This is a genomic window from Aquabacterium sp. A3, assembly GCF_038069945.1.
Lineage (GTDB): Bacteria > Pseudomonadota > Gammaproteobacteria > Burkholderiales > Burkholderiaceae_C > Aquabacterium.
In genome coordinates this window covers 449,164-465,972 of sequence record NZ_JBBPEV010000001.1, presented here as the reverse complement: position 1 = coordinate 465,972, position 16,809 = coordinate 449,164, and the positions used below count along the sequence as shown (strand labels likewise).

Below are 16,809 nucleotides of genomic sequence, written 5' to 3'. Positions count from 1 at the left end.
CTTCTACTCTTGCGTCAAACGTTGAATCAGGTGTCAGTGGTTCTGGCTGCCTCGATGCGCCCAGGCGGTGGTGTGGCCTTCAATGTAAGAAAACAGCTCGTACATGACCATGGCCATGGCGCCTACCACCACCAGGCCGCCGAAGGCCAGGCCCATCTGCATGGCCGAGCCGGCACTGATCAGCAGGTAGCCAATGCCTTCGTTGGCGGCGGTCATCTCGGACACGGTGGTGCCCACAAACGCCAGGGTGATGGCCACCTTCAGCGAGCCATAGAAGTAGGGCATGGAGCGGGGCAGGCCCACCTTGATCAGCACGTCCCATCGGCGGGCACCCAGCACCCGCAGCACGTCTTCCAGCTCGGGCTCGAGTGTGGCCAGGCCGGTGGCGATGTTGACCATGATCGGGAAGAAGCTGATTAGGAAGGCCGTGAGCACCGCCGGGCCCACGCCGATGCCGAACCACACCACCAGGATGGGGATGAACGCGGCCTTGGGCAAGGCATTGAAGGCGGTCATCAGCGGGTAGATGGCGGCGTAGGCCAGGCGCGAGCTGCCGATCAGGAAGCCCAGCATCACCCCCACCACGATGGCGATGCCAAAGCCCACCATCGTCACCCACAGCGTGCGCCAGGCGTGCTTGAAGATTTCGGTGTGAAACTCCACCAGTTGTTCGGCAATGCGCCAGGGGCTGGGAAAGATGAATTCAGACACATCCAGCGCGCTGCAGATCAACTGCCACAGCAAGATGATCAGCACCAGCAGGCCCCAGGGCGCGATGGTTTCCAGCTTTTTATCAGAGAGCTTCATTGGGCGGTGTCCGCAGAGGCGACGATGGTGGTGGGTTTGCGCATGGCACCAATGTGCGCACGCAGCTCGTGCACGATGTCGGTGAAGTGCGCGCTGTAGGTCACTTCCAGGTCACGGGGCCTGGGCAGCTCGATGTCCCGCTTGGCCAGGATGCGGCCCGGGCTCTTGCTCATCACGTACACGGTATCGGCCAGAAAGACCGCCTCGCGCAAGTCGTGTGTGACCAAAATGACGTTGAACTTCTGTTGTGCCTGCAGGTCGCGCAGCGCGCACCAGAGCTCTTCGCGGGTGAAGGCGTCCAGCGCACCAAAGGGCTCGTCCAGCAAGAGCATTTTGGGCTCGTGGATGAGTGCCCGGCAGATGCTGGCGCGCTGCTGCATGCCGCCTGACAGCTGCCAGGGGAATTTGTCTTCATAGCCGCCCAGGCCCACGCTTTGCAGCAGTGCCCGCGCTTTTTCTTCGTACTGCTTGCGCTTGGCCTTGAACGTGGAGCGGTAAGGCTCCACGATCTCCAGCGGCAACAGCACGTTGTCCACCGTGGTGCGCCAAGGCAGCAAGGACGGCGCCTGAAACGCCATGCCGGTGATCTTCAGCGGCCCGGTGACGGACTCGCCGCCGATGGTGACGCTGCCTTTTGATGGCATGCGCAGCCCCGTCGTGAGCTTCATGAAGGTGGACTTGCCACAGCCCGAAGGGCCCACGATGGCCACGAACTCGCCTTCGCGGATTTGCAGTGAAATGTCTTCCACCGCGAACTGGCCCTTGGCCAACAACTCTTCGTTGTAGGCCAGCCAGACGTTCTTGAAATCAACAAAGGCGCTCATGACCGGGTGTCCTGCTGGAAGTCGTGATGCATGAAGTCGGGCGCAGAGGCATTCAGGCGCATGGGTGTCACTTGCGTGGCAACACGTTCAACTCGGCCGCCGTGGGTAGGAAGCCGGGGTTCCACACGGCATCCGGGTTCACGCGGGTCTTGGTGTTGAAGGCGTCACCCACCTGAGAGGCCATCAGCGCCAGGCGCGGCGCCTTCACCTGGCCGAAGCCTTCAGCGCGCGCATCCGGGCTGTTGACCACCTGGTCGATGGCCATCTTCAGGCGGCGGGTTTCCAGCGGCACATTGATGATGCCGTCGCGCGCCTTGACCGAGGCGATGGCCACCTCGGGTGCGGCGATGACCTCTTTCGCCCCCTTGGCAAAGGCCTTCAGGAAGGCTTTGATGGCCTCTGGATTTTCCTTGATCATCTTGGGCGAGGCGATGATGGCGTTGCCGTACAGCTTCACGCCGTACTGGGCATAGGGAAACATCACGATCTCATCCGGTTTGGCGCCACGGGCTTCCAGGTTCAGGATGGAGGTGAACGAGAACCCGGTGATCGCGTCCACATCGCCGCGCACCAGCATGGTTTCGCGCAGGGGCGGGTCCATGCTGGTCCAGGTCACGGCCCCCAGCTTGTTGGCCTTGGCAAAGATGGGCCACGACTTGCGGCCCGAATCGAACACGGGTGCGCCCAGCTTCTTGCCCACCAGATCGGCCGGGGTCTTGATGCCCGACTTCTTCAGGGCAAAGGCGGCGGCCGGGGTGTTGTTGTAGACCATCATCACGGCCACCGGCTTGTTGGGGGCGTCGGGGTTGTTGGCGTGAAACTCCATCAGCGCGGCCATGTCGGCAAAGCCCATGTCGTAGGTGCCCGAGGCCACCCGGGTGATGGTGCCGCCCGAGCCGCTGCCGGCGTCGATGCTCACGTCCAGGCCAGCCTGCTTGAAGTAGCCTTTGGCCTCGGGGTGCAGAAACAGCGCGGACGGGCCTTCAAAGCGCCAGTCCAGCTGGAACTTGATCGAGGTTTCGGCGTGCACCGCAGTGGGGAGTGTTGCGCCCCAAATGAGTGCGGATGAGGCGATGAGGCTGGTCAGAATTGAACGGCGTGCGCGCAGGATCGAAGGCATGTGAGTGGGCTCCATCGGCTGTTGAAACTGTATACAGTTCCATTTGCGAGAAGCGTGCCAGCGCCACCTACAATTCGGGCCTTTCGTGTTTGACGGGGGCCGCTGTGTCCGATCGATTGTTTGTCTGGCTTCAATACGTGCTGCCCAAGCAGGCGCTGACCTCGCTGGCAGGGTGGGGTGCCTCCGCCCGTGGCGGCGTCTTGACGACGGCCTTCATCCGCTGGTTCATTGGCAAGTACCAGGTCAACATGGCCGAGGCGGCCAACCCTGACCCGGCCGTGTACCCCACCTTCAACGAGTTTTTCACGCGTCCGCTCAAGGCCGGTGCACGCCCCTTGTCGGATGCGGACTGGGTGTGCCCGGTGGATGGCGCCGTCAGTGCCTGTGGCCCCATTCAGAAAGACCAGATCTTTCAGGCCAAGGGCCACCACTACAGCACCACGGCCCTGGTGGGTGGTGATGCCGCCTTGGCGCGCCAGTTCGAGGGGGGGCATTTCGCCACCATCTACCTCAGCCCCAAGGACTACCACCGCATCCACATGCCCTGTGATGGGCGTTTGCGCCGCATGATCCACGTGCCGGGCGATCTGTTTTCCGTGAACCCCGCCACCGCGCGCGGCGTGCCGGGGCTGTTCGCCCGCAATGAGCGTGTCGTGTGCGTGTTCGACACGGCACACGGACCGATGGTGCTGACCCTGGTGGGCGCCACGATCGTGGGCAGCATGGCCACGGTATGGCATGGTGTGGTCAACCCGCCTCGCCCCGGCACGGTGCGCGAGTGGCGTTATGACGACCAGACCATCACCCTGCGACAGGGCGATGAAATGGGCCGTTTCCTGCTGGGCTCGACCGTGGTGTTGTTATGGCCTCAACAACGTCTGCAATTTAACCCTGAATGGGGGGAGTCTTCGCCGGTTCGTCTGGGCGAGCCCATGGCAAGATCCGCGTGATTTCACATGGTGTGAATCGCAGTCGTTGAAGAGGTCAGGCAGTGAAGCAAGTATGGGCGTGGTCGGTGGTGGTATTGACCATGGCAATGGGGGGCGCAGCCGTCCTGGGCGGCAAGTCGCTGCTGGAGTCGGCCGTCGTGGCGCACACGGTCAGCGAGAGCCGCACGGTGGCCGACATGGCCGACACCGTGGGTCGCTGGGCGTCTCAGTATGGCGGGGTGCATGCGCGCACCGTGGGGGCTGGTGCTGCCATTCCAGGCTCTTTCCTGACGCGGTCGGTGTATGCCGGTGAAGCCAGCGACAGCGCGGTCTTGCAGGGCAACGCCACCGGGCAGCGCGCGGCAGAGCTTGAGGCGCTGGCCCGGCTGGAGGTGTACCACTGGAAGAACCCCGCCCTGATCCAGCGCGAGGTGGCCGATGTGCTGCTGGCCGGCGGCAATCGGGCGCAGTACCGGCTCACCGCACGCACCGTGCTGAACCCGAACAACGCCCCCACCCCTTTCGAGATCGAGGCACTGGACGCCATCCAGGCCCAGAGCAAAACCGATGGTGCCGCCAACAAAGCCCTGGAGTACTGGCGCGTGGATGGCAACCGCATGCTGTATGCGCGTGCGGTGATTGGTCAGAAAAGCTGCATGGCCTGCCACGACAGTGCCGACAAGGCGCCCGAGTTCTTGCGCACCAACCAGCAGTTCAATGGCGGTGGTGGTTTTGGCTACAAGGTGGGTGAGCCTGTGGGCCTGATCAGCGTGAGGTTGCCCATGCCGGGCCCCCAGGCCGTGCTCAGCGAAACGCTGCCTCAGCAAGCCTGGGGTTGGCTGTTGCTGGCCGCAGGCGCAGGTGTTGGTTTGCTGGTGCTCGGGGCCCTGGGCGTGTGGTCTGCCCTGCGCTCGGGTCGGGCCGGCTGATCAGGCGTCGGGCGGTGCGTCGTCTGGCCAGTCCAGATGGCGCCGGCTGCAAAACCGCCGTGCTGCCCCGGTGATCGGGTCGGTGAAGCTCAACTCGCGTGCCAGCAGCTTCAAGGGCTTGCTGAAATCAAGCGCGGCATTCAGGGGCTCTGCGGGCTGCAAAACGGGGTAAATCCGATCCCCATGGATCGGCAGCCCCAGGGCGTTCATGTGGGCCCGCAGCTGGTGTTTCTGTCCGGTCAGGGGCTTGAGTTCGTAGCGCCCCCATGCCCCTGCGGTCTCTTGCAGGCACATCCATGTGTGCGCGTTGGGTTCGCCCTCTACCTCGTGCATGGCCATGAAGCTGGGGCTTTCTTGCAGGCGCGTGCGTCGCCACATGGGCCAAGTCAGCCCGGGCCGGTGGGGCGCAATGGCTTCGTACACCTTGTTGACCAGGCGGTCTCGCAGCAGGCTTTGATAGGCATGGCGCGTGTGTGCTTGCACCGTGAAGACCACCAGGCCAGCGGTTTCGCGATCGATGCGGTGCATGGGCACCAAGGTGTCGATGCCCAGTTTTTTCTTCAGCCGCACCAGCAGCGTTTCGTGCAGGTAGCGCCCCTTGGGCGTGACCGGTAAAAAGTGGGGTTTGTCGGCCACCACCAGCCATTCATCCTGAAACACCACCTGCTCTTCAAAAGGAATGGGCTGCTCGCTGGGCAGTTGCCGCCAGTAATAAAGCTTGGTCTGGGGCATGTAGGGCGCATCGGGCCCAACCGGCGTGCCGTCGGCCTGCACCAAGCCACCAGCGGCCATGCGTTCGGCCCAGTCGTCGCGGCTGACCGCCGGGATGCGCTGGACCAGAAAGTCAATCACCAGGGGCCATGGGCCACTGGGCAAAGCAACGCAACTGGGGCTGACGCCGTTTCGGGTGGGCAACATCGCCCTGGATTGTCCCATGCTGGCCCGGACATGGGCAGGGCTACCAAAGGCTGGGCAGGTCGGTGTACAGGCAGCCCAGCAGGGTTTTGGCCCTGGCGCGTGCCTGCGCCTGCTGAAAATCAAGCCATGCCAGGCAGGTGGCCTGGTCTGCCGAAGGGCGCCATCGCGCGCAGTGGTGCATGGCCGTGTGGGCGTCGTTGAAATCACCCAGCGCCTCTTGCAGGGGCGCCAACTGGCGCAGGTAGGCCTTGACGTCGGGGCGGGCGTGCTGCTGGTACAGAAAATTCAACGCGTAGCGCAGTCGCTTCAGGCGTTTGCGCAAGCGGTGCACGGCCTCAACCTCCATCTGGTCGAAGCCGAGCGCGTCCGATTGCACACGCCGGTGCCACTGCTGCAGCCGTTTTTGCAGGTGTTGTCGCCATGGCTTGCCCCTTGGAGCGGTCTGGGACTGAGGCAGCGCCGTCCAGGCCCTCAAGGCGTTGAGGGCCATGCGGTGGCGGGTGTCATGCACCAGCGTCTGGCGGTCTGCGGGGTGGGCCTTGGGTGTGGCCGCGATTTGCGTCATGGCCCAGTCAGACCATCGCTGGCCCAGCATGCCGCTCAGCAGGCTTTGCTGCATGTCGTTGTCGCGGTGCGTCCCAAGGCCTCTGAACAGGGCCACCAGCGGGTCTTGCGTCTGGATGGGCGCCGTGTGCGGGCAGCCTTCAACGAGGCTGAACGCCACCCGGATCCGCCGCAGCGCCACGCGGGCCTGATGCACGGCCTCGGGGTCCATGGAGCCTGAGGCAATCAGCGCCAGCGCCGGGTCCAGGCGCTCAAGGCAGGTGCTCACCCAGGTGCGCAGGTCGTGATCGGCGTCGCTGCGCAGGCGTTGTCGGTGATGTGAATGTGCAACCATGAGGCCGTCCAGCGTGCCTCAAGATCGCGTCAAGGCGATGACAGCAAATCCAGCAGCGTGCGCGCCACCACCTTGGTGGCCCGGCGCAGGTCGTCCAGCACCAGGTGTTCGTCGGCGCGCTTGGCATTGGATTCGCGCACGGTGCGGGGCCCGGCGCCATAAATCACGGCCGGGATGCCCTGGGCGCAATACAAGCGCACATCGGTGTACAGCGGCGTGCCGCTGGTGGGGATGGGCTCGCCAAAGATGGCCTGGCCATGGCGTTGCAGCGCGTCCACCAGAGGCGCGTTGCCCGCCAGCGGCTTGAGCGAATGGGCCAGCAGCAGGCGCTTGATCTCAACCCGGATGCCAGGGAAGCTGGCGGCCGCATCGGCAATCACCTGGCGGATGCTGGCCTCCACCGCCACAGGGTCTTCTTCAGGGATCATGCGGCGGTCCAGCTTGAAGACCACCTTGCCGGGCACGACGTTGGTGTTGGTGCCGCCTTCGATGCGGCCCACGTTCAGGTAGGGGTGGGTGATGCCGGGCACCTGTGAGGTGACCTGCTGGTACAGCGTGTTTTGCTGGTACAGCGCGTTGAGGATGCTCACGGCGCCTTGCAGGGCATCCACGCCCGTGTGCGGAATGGCCGCATGGGCCATCTCGCCGTGCACCGTCACTTCCATCTGCAGGCAGCCGTTGTGCGCAGTGACCACCTCGTAGCTGAAGCCCGCCGCGATCAGCAGGTCGGGGCGGGTCAGCCCTTCGCGCAGCAGGTAGCCGGGGCCCAGCTCGCCACCAAACTCTTCGTCGTACGTGAAGTGAAGCTCCACCCCGCCTTGCAGGGTCACGGCCTGCTGGGCCACCAGCGCGTCCAGTGCCCGCAGCGCAAAGGTGAAGGTGGCAAAGTCGCTTTTGGACACGGCCGCCGCCCGGCCATACAGCTTGCCATCGACCACCTCGCCGCCATAGGGCGGGTGCGTCCAGCCTTCGCCCGGGGGCACCACATCGCCATGGGCGTTGAGGGCCACGGTGCGGCCCTGCTCGGAAAACCGCCGCCGCACGATCAGGTTGGTCAGGCTTTGGAGCCCATAGGCCTGCACCTCGGCGGCGGGCACGGGGTGCTTTTCGGCCACATAGCCCCACTGGCTCAGCAGCTCGGCCGTGCGTTCAGCGTGGGGTGCGTTGTTGCCAGGGGGCGTGTCGGTGGGCACCTGCACCAGGGCCTGCAGGTAGCGCACTTCGTCATCGAAGTGGGCATCGATCCAGGTGTCCAGCTGGGCGTACAGCGAATCGGTGGGCAAGGCAGTCATGGTTGTTGCAGCAGGTGCATGAAGGCGTCGACGCACAACTGCGCATCGTCGTTGGTGATGGTTTCCAGCGGGTTGTGGCTGATGCCCTGGTTGCCGCCGCGCACAAACAGCATGGCCTGGGGCATGGCCTCGTGTAGCTTCATGGCGTCGTGGCCGGCTCCGCTGGGCAGCGTGAACACGGGCAGGCCCAGGGCCTGAACCGCCTGAGCCCAACGGCCCTGCCAGTCAGGGTGCGACGGTGCGGCCGAGGCCAGCAGGCTGCGCTCCAGTTTCAGCACCACGCCGCGCCGCTCGGCAATGCCTTGGGCCAGCGCCAGCACATCGTTCACCAGCGCGTCGCGTTGCGCGTTGGTGGGCGCACGCAAGTCCAGCGTGAAGCTGCAGCGCCCAGGCACCACGTTCACCGAGCCCTGCGGCACCTGCAGCACACCCACCGTGCCCACCGAGGGGCCATGGGGCGATGCCGCATCTTGCGCGGCGCGTTGTTCTACCGCCAGCACCAGCTCGGCGGCAGCGGCGGCGGCGTCCAGGCGCTGGCCCATGGGCGTGGTGCCTGCGTGGCTGGCCTGGCCGATGAACTCGCCCGTGTAGCGGGCACTGCCGTTGATCGAGCTGACCACGCCCAGGGGCTGGTCCAGCGCATCCAGCACCGGGCCTTGTTCGATGTGCACCTCGACAAAGGCGCGGTACTGCGTGGCGTCTCGCTTCAAGGCCTGGATGGAGGCCAGATCACCCGGCAGTCCGGCGGCGGTCATGGCCTCTTGCAAGCGGATGCCGTGAGCGTCGGTCTGGTCCAGCCAGGCGGGGTCGAACTGCCCCACCAGCGCGCCCGAGCCCAGGAAGGTGGCCTTGTAGCGCTGGCCTTCTTCTTCGGCAAAGCCCACCACCTCCAGGGTGTAGGGCAGGCGCTGGCCTTGCTGGCGCAGGCGTTGCACGCAGGCCATGGGCACCAGGATGCCCAGCCGCCCGTCGTACTTGCCGCCGTTGCGCACCGTGTCGTAGTGCGAGCCCGTCAACAGCCTGGGCGCGCTGGGGTCGGTGCCCAGGTACAGGCCCACCACATTGCCCACCGCATCGATGTGAACCTGGTCGAATCCGCAGGCCAGCATGGTGTCTTGCAGCCACCGCGCGCAGGCCTGGTGCGCCTGCGTGCCGTAGGTCACGGTGAGCACGCCGGGCGTGTCGGCCTCGGTGTGCTGTGCCAGGGTTTCGGCCCAGTCCCACACCAGGTTGCCCTCGGTGGGCGTCACGCCAAACTTGTCGTTCAGGCGAATCTCGGCAATGCGGTGGATGTTGCGCAGGCACTCGGCGCGCTCGATCTCGGCCGGCTGCTGCAGGCGGCGGGCAAAGGTGTCGATGATCTGCTGGCGGCTCAGGCCCTCGCCACGCGGCCCGCGCACGGCCAGGATGAACGGAAAGCCAAAACGCGCGTTGTAATCGGCATTCAGCTGCTGCAGCCGCGCAAACTCGTCGGCGGTGCAGTGCGTCAGGCCGGCCTTGCTTTGCTCGTTGGTCGATTCGGCCGTCAGCTCGCCGGCCACGGCGGCTTTGCCTGCCAATTCGGGGTGGGCGCGAATCAGGCCCAGTTGCTGATCCAGCGTGGCCTGGCGCACCACCTGCGCCAGGGCATGTTTGAGGTGGGGCAGGCTGCGAAAGGGCCGCTGTGCAAAGGCGGTCTGGGCAATCCAGGGCGAATGCTCATACACGCCATCCAGCAGGGCCACAAAGCCCGCTTCGTCGGCCGCGTTGAGTTGGTGCAGGGTGAGGGTGCTCATGGTGGCGCAGGCCTGCTCAAACGGTGGGGGTGGCCACGGGGCCGCTGTAGGGGTGCACCTGCTTCCAGTGCCGGGCGATGTCGATGCGACGGCATACCCACACATGCTCGTGCGCGGCCACGTGGTCCAGAAACTGGCGGAAGGCCTTGAAGCGGCCAGGGCGCCCCAGCAGGCGGCAGTGCATGCCCACGCTCATCATCTTGGGGCGGTCCAGCCCCTGCGGGTCGCCTTCTTCGTACAGCTGGTCAAAGGTGTCGCGCAGGTAGGTGAAAAAGTCGTGCCCCTGCGAGTAGCCCTGGGGCAGCGCAAATCGCATGTCGTTCACGTCCAGGGTGTAGGGCACCACCAGGTGGGGCACGGTCTGCCCATCGGTGCGCTGCACTTCCGTCCAGAAGGGCAGGTCGTCGCCGTAGTGGTCGCTGTCGTACTCGAAGCCGCCGTGGTCCACCACCAGGCGCCGGGTGTTGGGGCTGTCGCGGCCGGTGTACCAGCCCAGAGCCCGCTCGCCGGTCAGGCGCTCGATGATTTCCATGCCGATGCGCAGGTGCTCGCGCTCGGTGGCTTCGTCCATGTTCTGGTAATGAATCCAGCGCCAGCCATGGCAGGCGATCTCGTGGCCCAGCTTGACGAAAGCGCGCGTCAGCTCGGGGTGGCGCTCCAGCGCCATGCTCACGCCAAAGATGGTGAGCGGCCAGCCGCGCTGCTCGAACTCGCGCAGGATGCGCCACACCCCGGCGCGCGATCCGTATTCATAGATCGTCTCCATGCTCAGGTGCCGGTCAGGGTAGCTGGCCGGGTTGAACAGCTCGCTCAAGAACTGCTCGCTGCCGGCATCGCCATGCAGCACGCTGTTTTCGCCGCCTTCTTCGTAGTTCAGCACAAACTGCACGGCAATGCGCGCGCCCGATGGCCATTGCGCATGGGGCACGTCGGGGCCGTAGCCGATCAGGTCGCGGGGGTAGTCAAGCGGAATGGAGGCCATGGTGTGCACTGTCAACTGGGTACAAAGGGCAAGCCCGGTGCCCGAGGTCTCTCGGTCAACTGGCGTTCAACCGCCAGCAGGTGATCATTGAGGGCGGCCACCGCACGGTCGGCATCGCGGTCTTCAATGGCCTGCAGGATGTCGACGTGTTCGGCGTTCGACACTTCCGCATCGTCGGCCGACTGGTACATCAGCGTGATCAGCGAGCACCGCGACACCAGCTCTTGCATGAGGTCGATCAACACCTGGTTGCCCAAGACCTCGGCCATGCGCACGTGAAAGTCAAACAGCAGCTTGGTGCGCGTGGGCACGTCAATGCGCTTGACCGCTTCGCGTTCGGCCTTGATGTGGGCGCGCAGGGTGCGCAAATTGGCCGGCGTCACGCGGGCAATCAGCTCGCGCAGCATCTGGGCTTCGACCATGCGGCGCACGGCAAACACCTCGCGCGCTTCTTTCACCGAGGGGGCCGAGACGAAGGCCCCCCGGGCGGGCTCGAGCTTGACCAGCTTGAGCTCGCTGAGGCGAAACAAGGCTTGCCGCACCAGCGTGCGCGACACACCAAAGCGATCGGCCAGTTTTTGCTCGACCAGCTTGTCGCCAGGCAGCAGGCGGTGCTCAACAATGGCCCGCGTGACCGCATTGACGATGTGCTCGGTGCTGGAGGCTTCGTTGTCGCCGCTGGTGTCTGCACCGTCCATGGTGATCGCCAGGGGGTCTGCCTTGCGCAGCCGCGGTTGCCGGGGCGTGGTGTTGCGCCGAGGCCCATCGGTGTCCTCTGGCAAGGCTGGGGGCGTCTTGCGTGTCTCGCTCATCGTGGTTAAAGTGTATACAGTTTCATTGCCTGATCGCAAGCAATCTTCGTCTCAGTTCGTCTCGATTCGCCTCAGGTGGGCATGACGCGGGCCCGCCATTTGCTAGACCTCTCAGGCACAAGCCGTGCCAGCCCACACCATGACAGCGCCATCTCAGCCCACTTCTTCGGCCACCTCCGCGCCCACTTCGGGCCGGCTCACCACCCATGTGCTGGACACCGTGCACGGCACCCCCGCCGCCGGCATGGCGGTGGCCCTCTACGTACGCCAGGCCTCGCCCGACGGATGCGCCGACGGGCGCTGGCTGCTGTTGCGCAGCGTGATCACCAACGCCGATGGCCGGGTGGATGGCCCCCTGCTGGCGGGCGATGATTTCAAGCCCGGTTGTTACCGCTTGGTCTTTGACGTCGAGGCTTATTTTCTGGCCAGGGGCGTGAGCCTGCCGCAGCCTGCTTTTCTGGGCAAGGTGCCGCTGGATTTTGGCATCGCCGATGCGTCGTCGCATTACCACGTGCCGCTGCTGGTGAGCCCCTGGTCTTATTCCACCTACCGCGGCAGTTGAGTACCCACCCATGATCGACCTGGCACCCTGGGGGCATTACGCCCTGGACTGGCTGAACCTGCTGCTGCGCTGGGCCCACGTGATCGTGGCCATCGCCTGGATCGGCTCGTCGTTTTACTTTGTGTGGCTGGACAACACCCTCACCCCGCCTGAAGACCCCAAGCTGAAGGCGCAGGGTGTGGGCGGCGAGTTGTGGGCCGTGCACGGCGGGGGCTTTTACAACCCCCAGAAGTACCTGGGCGCGCCACCGCGCCTGCCCGCGCACCTGCACTGGTTTTACTGGGAGAGCTATTCCACCTGGCTGACGGGCTTTGCCCTGTTCACGGTGCTGTACCTGTTCAACGCCGGCACCTTCCTCATCGACAAGACGGTGTACGACTGGCCGCCGGTGGCCGCCATCCATGCGGCGCTGGGTTTTCTGGTGGGCTTTTGGTTGATCTATGACGTGTTGTGCCGCACCGTGGGGCGCATGCCCGGGCGTGACGGCCTCTTGGGCGCGCTGATTGCCGTGGTGGTGGTGGCGGCCACCTGGCTGGCCTGCCAGTTGTTTGCCGGCCGCGCGGCCTTTTTGCTGGTGGGCGCGATGATGGCCACGGCCATGAGCGCCAACGTGTTCTTCTGGATCATTCCGGGGCAGCGCAAGGTGGTGGCCGCCATGAAGGCCGGTGAGCCGGTGGACCCGGTGCATGGCCTGCGCGGCAAGCAGCGCAGCGTGCACAACACCTACTTCACGCTGCCGGTGTTGTTTGCCATGTTGAGCAACCACTACGGCTGGGCGTATGGGCACGCGCACAACTGGCTGGTGCTGGTGCTGATCATGCTGGCCGGTGCGCTGATTCGGCAGTTTTTTGTGGCGCGCCACAAAACCGAGGTGGCTGGCCAGCGTGCCCCTTGGGGCTGGGCCGTGGCCTCGGTGGCCGTGTTGCTGGGCGTGGCCATCTGGCTGGCGCCAGCGCCTGTCATGCGCCCTGCGGCCACGGCTGATTCGGGTGCCATCAGCGCGCCAGAAACCGCCGCGTCCCTGCTGCCTCAGGTGGAGGCCATCGTGGCCCAGCGTTGTGCCATGTGCCACAACGCGGCCCTGGCCCAAAAGGGCGTGGCCCTGCACACCTTGCCGCTCATCGAGCAGCATGCGCAGCAGATCTACCAGCAGGCGGTGGTGCTCAAGGCCATGCCCATGAACAACGCCACCCAGATCACCGACGCAGAGCGCGCGGTGCTGGGCCGCTGGTTTGAGTTGCGAAACAACCCGTGAGCCTGCCCAGAACCTGAGCCAAGCCGCTACAGTGGTGGTTTGTCTGCTTCAAAAGGCCTGAAGGGCCGGTGCTCATGCGAATGGTTCACCTGAAGGGGCTGCTGGCCCTGGTTTTGTGTGCGTGGCTGGGCGTGGCGGCGGCCATGCCCCCGCAACTGTTCAAGCCCGAGTGGTTTTTGCCGCTGGCGCGGTTGTCGCCAGCCGATGGCGCGCGCGTGGTGCTGCCACAGGCGCCGGTGGACGTGTCGGCCGTGCGCTACGTGGCCCAAGACCGCGGCCTGAGCCTGCAAGACTTTCAGCAACGTGCCCGTGTCAAAGCCCTGCTGGTGGTGCACCGTGGCCACGTGGTCTATGAACACCACCGCTGGCCCTACGGCCCACAAAGCCGGCACCAGTCGTGGTCGGTCATGAAGCAGGTGCTGTCCACCCTGGTGGGCCAGGCGGTGATGCGCGGCGACATCCGCTCGCTGGACGAGCCCATGGACCGCTACCTGCCCACCCTGGCCACCAATGGCTTCGCGGGCGTGAGTTTTCGGCAGGCCTTGCTGATGACAGCGGGCGTGCGCTACGTGGAAGACGTGGACCGCGTGCGCCTGTTTCAGTCCACCATCCTGCGCCGCCTCAGTGGTGGCCTGGTGGGCGAATCACTGGCCCAGCAGGTGGCATCGCCCAAGCTGGATCAGGCTTACCAGCCGGGCAGCCGCTACGAATACGCCAGCATCGTGTCGCAGGCCGTGGGCATGGCGCTGGAGGCGGCCACAGGCCAATCGGTGCGGGCGCTGGTGCAGCGCGACGTGTGGCAGGCCCTGGGCGTGCCCGACGAAGGGCGGCTGCTGGTGGATGGCGACGGCCAGAGCCTGGCCCTGTGCTGCCTGTATGCCACGCCGCACACCTACGCGCTGTGGGGCCAGTGGGTGATGCAAGACGGCGTGTGGCAAGGGCAGCGTTTGCTGCCCGAGGGCTGGATGGGCCGCTCAGCTGGCTTTGACGACCCCCTGGCCTGGCGATCCACCGCCGTGCCACGCCCCGCCAAAACCCAAGAGCTGTTTGGCTTTGCCTACCACTGGTGGCCGCTGGAAGGCGGGCAGGGCGACTTCACCGCCCTGGGCATCCATGGGCAGATGGTTTACGTGTCGCCCCGCCAGCAATTGGTGGTGGTGCGCCTGAGTGATGACTACGAAGAAGGCGCCCACAACGAAGAGGCGATTGCGGCATTCAGGGCGCTGGGGGCGCATTTGAACAAGTCCGCGCCCCATTAAAGCCATCTTTACTCAAGCGGCTTCATCCAGCTCGTTGCCAAACACCTCGTTGTGAACCGGCCCCGGGATCGCAGAGGCCGATTGATTGACGTCGATCAGTCGCAGCTTGATCGGCGCGTCATCTATGGTAGTTGCGATAGCGTTCACCCGGACGTCACCCGCACAGGCAGCATCATCAAACAACTGCTCTGCGCGCTAGACCGGTCGTTGGGGGCGATCCGGCTGTAGCCTGGATAACCGGGAGGCTGCAAGGACCGTTTGCTAGACACGCAACTCGGACCGACCGCTCCCGCTGCTAATCAGACATTCATACTTGCTTAGCCACAAGCCCGTGTTGGATTGCATCCATGTGGCATGAACAACCGTTAACGATTTTGGGCGGTTCATTGAGTGTCGTGTCGTCATAATTTGTGACCACTGCGACCACACCCCAGCGCTCTCTCATGTTCAAGCAATTCATCAAGGCTCTTTTTGGTCGCAATCAGGAACCCGCTGCCGCTGGTGGCAATGGTTCCCCTCCCGCGGTAATCCCTTCGTCGGGTGGCGAAGAGCTGATCACGGTCTTTGACGCGTATGGACGCGAGGTGCAGATCACACGCAGTGATTGGCGCGACAAAGTCTTCATGCCGAACCTCGAAAAGAACTGGAATAACGCTGACCAGCTCTACAGCCTGATTGTCTCGGGGCTGAACGATGGTTTCGGAAGCGACCTGCTGCCTGCAGCGCAACGCTTGTTGGAGATTGACGGCAACGAAGAGCGCAGCCACACGGTTCTGAGCATCGTGTTGATGAAGTCCAATGATCTGGATAAGGCAGAGGCCACGCTGCGCGCGGGTATGGCGAAAGTGGGTGAGACAGGGACTTTGCTGACCAATCTGGCCAAGGTTTTCGCTGAGCGAGGGGATCAGTTGCGTGCTGATGAAACTCTCTGGCAGGCGGTGCAGGCCGATCCCAATCAGGAAAACGGCTTGCTGTGGTGGGCGTCCGTGCAGCGTGAGCGCGACGGTGACGCTGGGTATCTTCAGGCCCTGCGAACAGCGGCGGCTCTGCCGGGCAGCTGGCGGGCTCAGCTCTGGTTGGCCCGGCATTGCCTGGGTGAGCAAGACGTCAGTGCTGCCCGCGCCTTGTACCAGGAGGTGCTGGCCAGCGGGCTGTATGACGGTGGGGCGCTGATGATGATGTCAGGCGACCTGGGTAACAGCGGTCAAATTCAGCTGATTCTGGAACTCATTGCCCCCGCCTACGATGAGCGCAAGCACGACCCCATGGCGGGACTCAATTTGTTGCGCGCATGTCAGCAACTCGGCAAGCTGGATGAGGGGGAGGCCTTGCTGGCGCGCATGTATGGGCTTTCTTTGGCGCCCCTCAAGCAGCACCTGGACCAGTTTACGCACCACTTTCAAGAGATGCGTAAAGGGGAGGTGCACGGCACGCCCATCAATGAGGCTGAGTTGAAGATAGACACGATTGCGTTGAATCAGCCGATATGGCAATACGGTCTGAGCAATCCAGATTGGTTTTTCGCCCAGAAAGATGAATCAGCACCAGGCATTGGCTTCTTTGCGTTGTCCAAAATTGTGGACGCTGCATCAACCGCAGAGGAGCAACGTGAAGACGATGTGGGGCGCTTGACGCGTGCTATTCCGCTCTACTTGGCGGAGGCCGCGCACTATTGGAGCGACTACACCTCAAGCTGCTATTTCCAGATCGTGGAGGGTGGTGGGCCTGTTGTGTCTGGGGCAGCGGTTGACGGTAACCCTCTGTTTGACATCGTGCCGAGCGAGATGAAGTACTTTGTCACCGGCGAGATCAGTGGCACTGCTGAGGGTGCTGATGCCGAATGGCGTGTCTCTCTGCATCTGTGGAACTGCAGTACCCGCACAAAACAGGCCACTGAAAGCGGCGCTGCGAAGCAGTCAGAGCTTGGCGCCTTGGTGCTTTCACTGGAAGAGCGTCTGCTGTTGATGGTGGGCCTGGCGCGCGAGCAAGCTTTTGACGAGTTCTATCTGCGGCCTACACCCGAAGTCATCGGCTTGTATCTGACCGAACTGGGGCAGGCCTTCATGTTGACCTTGCTTGCAAACAACATGGTTCCCAAGGATAGGATGTGGGGCGAGCGCGCCATGCTCGACTGGCCACTCAACATGGCCCTGCAGTGGCCGGGCGTTGATGTGCTCAAAGTGATGTACATCTCTGGCCTGGGCAAGGCCGTGGGCTACCAATCCGACGTGCTCCCAGAGTACAAGGAACGTAGTCTTCAGCTGTTGCGTGATGCATCAGCCGTCCAAAGTCCGGCGGCTCGATTAGCGCCAATTGTTTGGAAAGCGTTTGGCATGTCAGATGATTTGCAGGCGCATGTTCAGTCTCTGCCGCATGATACGCATCCTGCCTACGTAGCATGGCTGGACCGGCTGGTCGGGTCGAACAAAACCCCTCCGGGTTGATGT

Annotated in this window: 15 protein-coding genes; 6 read left to right on the top strand and 9 right to left on the bottom strand. The window is 64.2% G+C overall.

Annotation, left to right across the window (positions count from 1 at the left end; all coding sequences use genetic code 11):
• Positions 1–33: 33 nt before the first annotated feature.
• The 3 genes from WNB94_RS02045 to WNB94_RS02035 all read right to left on the bottom strand — a co-directional run bounded on the left by WNB94_RS02045 (position 34) and on the right by WNB94_RS02035 (position 2,751).
• Entirely contained in the window at positions 34–807 is a 774-nt protein-coding gene (locus tag WNB94_RS02045; protein ID WP_341388056.1) for an ABC transporter permease, read from the bottom strand.
• A complete protein-coding gene (locus WNB94_RS02040; protein ID WP_341388055.1) occupies positions 804–1,631 on the bottom strand; it encodes an ABC transporter ATP-binding protein in 828 nt (275 codons plus the stop codon). Before WNB94_RS02040 ends, WNB94_RS02045 begins: the two co-directional genes overlap by 4 nt.
• 67 nt (positions 1,632–1,698) lie before the next feature.
• Complete coding sequence (locus WNB94_RS02035; protein WP_341388053.1) at positions 1,699–2,751, bottom strand: ABC transporter substrate-binding protein; 1,053 nt, start codon at positions 2,749–2,751, stop codon at positions 1,699–1,701.
• A 104-nt stretch (positions 2,752–2,855) separates the two neighbouring features.
• Here WNB94_RS02035 and asd point away from each other — a divergent pair, with 104 nt between their 5' ends.
• Positions 2,856–3,701 carry an archaetidylserine decarboxylase gene (gene asd / locus WNB94_RS02030; protein WP_341388051.1) on the top strand — a complete coding sequence of 282 codons (846 nt, stop codon included), beginning with the start codon at positions 2,856–2,858 and terminating at the stop codon, positions 3,699–3,701.
• 41 nt (positions 3,702–3,742) lie between these two features.
• The gene (locus tag WNB94_RS02025) at positions 3,743–4,609 is read left to right on the top strand and encodes a c-type heme family protein (RefSeq protein WP_341388049.1); all 867 of its coding nucleotides are present in this window, start codon (positions 3,743–3,745) and stop codon (positions 4,607–4,609) included.
• On the opposite strand, the gene WNB94_RS02020 is transcribed toward WNB94_RS02025, so the two are convergent.
• Genes WNB94_RS02020 through WNB94_RS01995 form a run of 6 tightly spaced genes read right to left on the bottom strand, consistent with a single transcriptional unit; the run spans position 4,610 to position 11,172 of the window.
• Entirely contained in the window at positions 4,610–5,527 is a 918-nt protein-coding gene (locus tag WNB94_RS02020) for a pseudouridine synthase (RefSeq protein WP_341388048.1), read from the bottom strand.
• Between the two features lie 40 nt (positions 5,528–5,567).
• Positions 5,568–6,425, bottom strand: a complete 858-nt coding sequence (locus WNB94_RS02015; RefSeq protein WP_341388047.1) for a CHAD domain-containing protein — start codon at positions 6,423–6,425, stop codon at positions 5,568–5,570.
• Positions 6,426–6,454: 29 nt separating this feature from the next.
• A complete protein-coding gene (locus tag WNB94_RS02010) occupies positions 6,455–7,717 on the bottom strand; it encodes a M20 family metallopeptidase (protein WP_341388046.1) in 1,263 nt (420 codons plus the stop codon).
• Entirely contained in the window at positions 7,714–9,492 is a 1,779-nt protein-coding gene (uraD, locus tag WNB94_RS02005) for a 2-oxo-4-hydroxy-4-carboxy-5-ureidoimidazoline decarboxylase (RefSeq protein ID WP_341388045.1), read from the bottom strand. Before uraD ends, WNB94_RS02010 begins: the two co-directional genes overlap by 4 nt.
• A gap of 16 nt (positions 9,493–9,508) precedes the next feature.
• Positions 9,509–10,474, bottom strand: coding sequence for an allantoinase PuuE (gene puuE / locus WNB94_RS02000; protein WP_341388043.1), 966 nt, complete (start codon positions 10,472–10,474; stop codon positions 9,509–9,511).
• A gap of 11 nt (positions 10,475–10,485) precedes the next feature.
• Positions 10,486–11,172, bottom strand: coding sequence for a GntR family transcriptional regulator (locus WNB94_RS01995; protein ID WP_341389913.1), 687 nt, complete (start codon positions 11,170–11,172; stop codon positions 10,486–10,488).
• Between the two features lie 253 nt (positions 11,173–11,425).
• Here WNB94_RS01995 and uraH point away from each other — a divergent pair, with 253 nt between their 5' ends.
• From uraH to WNB94_RS01975, 4 genes are all read left to right on the top strand, one after another.
• Positions 11,426–11,848 carry a hydroxyisourate hydrolase gene (gene uraH / locus WNB94_RS01990; protein ID WP_341388042.1) on the top strand — a complete coding sequence of 141 codons (423 nt, stop codon included), beginning with the start codon at positions 11,426–11,428 and terminating at the stop codon, positions 11,846–11,848.
• Between the two features lie 10 nt (positions 11,849–11,858).
• Entirely contained in the window at positions 11,859–13,103 is a 1,245-nt protein-coding gene (locus tag WNB94_RS01985; RefSeq protein WP_341388040.1) for a urate hydroxylase PuuD, read from the top strand.
• 74 nt (positions 13,104–13,177) lie between these two features.
• On the top strand, positions 13,178–14,362 hold the full coding sequence (locus tag WNB94_RS01980) for a serine hydrolase domain-containing protein (RefSeq protein WP_341388038.1): 1,185 nt from the start codon (positions 13,178–13,180) through the stop codon (positions 14,360–14,362).
• 443 nt (positions 14,363–14,805) lie between these two features.
• Complete coding sequence (locus WNB94_RS01975) at positions 14,806–16,806, top strand: tetratricopeptide repeat protein (RefSeq protein WP_341388037.1); 2,001 nt, start codon at positions 14,806–14,808, stop codon at positions 16,804–16,806.
• Positions 16,807–16,809: the final 3 nt, after the last annotated feature.

Coding starts and splice junctions, on each gene's coding strand:
- WNB94_RS02045 (WP_341388056.1), bottom strand. CDS start 807: ATGAAGCTCTCTGATAAAAAGCTGGAAACCATCGCGCCCTGGGGCCTG.
- WNB94_RS02040 (WP_341388055.1), bottom strand. CDS start 1,631: ATGAGCGCCTTTGTTGATTTCAAGAACGTCTGGCTGGCCTACAACGAA.
- WNB94_RS02035 (WP_341388053.1), bottom strand. CDS start 2,751: ATGCCTTCGATCCTGCGCGCACGCCGTTCAATTCTGACCAGCCTCATC.
- WNB94_RS02020 (WP_341388048.1), bottom strand. CDS start 5,527: ATGTTGCCCACCCGAAACGGCGTCAGCCCCAGTTGCGTTGCTTTGCCC.
- WNB94_RS02015 (WP_341388047.1), bottom strand. CDS start 6,425: ATGGTTGCACATTCACATCACCGACAACGCCTGCGCAGCGACGCCGAT.
- WNB94_RS02010 (WP_341388046.1), bottom strand. CDS start 7,717: ATGACTGCCTTGCCCACCGATTCGCTGTACGCCCAGCTGGACACCTGG.
- uraD (WP_341388045.1), bottom strand. CDS start 9,492: ATGAGCACCCTCACCCTGCACCAACTCAACGCGGCCGACGAAGCGGGC.
- puuE (WP_341388043.1), bottom strand. CDS start 10,474: ATGGCCTCCATTCCGCTTGACTACCCCCGCGACCTGATCGGCTACGGC.
- WNB94_RS01995 (WP_341389913.1), bottom strand. CDS start 11,172: ATGGACGGTGCAGACACCAGCGGCGACAACGAAGCCTCCAGCACCGAG.
- uraH (WP_341388042.1), top strand. CDS start 11,426: ATGACAGCGCCATCTCAGCCCACTTCTTCGGCCACCTCCGCGCCCACT.
- WNB94_RS01985 (WP_341388040.1), top strand. CDS start 11,859: ATGATCGACCTGGCACCCTGGGGGCATTACGCCCTGGACTGGCTGAAC.
- WNB94_RS01980 (WP_341388038.1), top strand. CDS start 13,178: ATGCGAATGGTTCACCTGAAGGGGCTGCTGGCCCTGGTTTTGTGTGCG.
- WNB94_RS01975 (WP_341388037.1), top strand. CDS start 14,806: ATGTTCAAGCAATTCATCAAGGCTCTTTTTGGTCGCAATCAGGAACCC.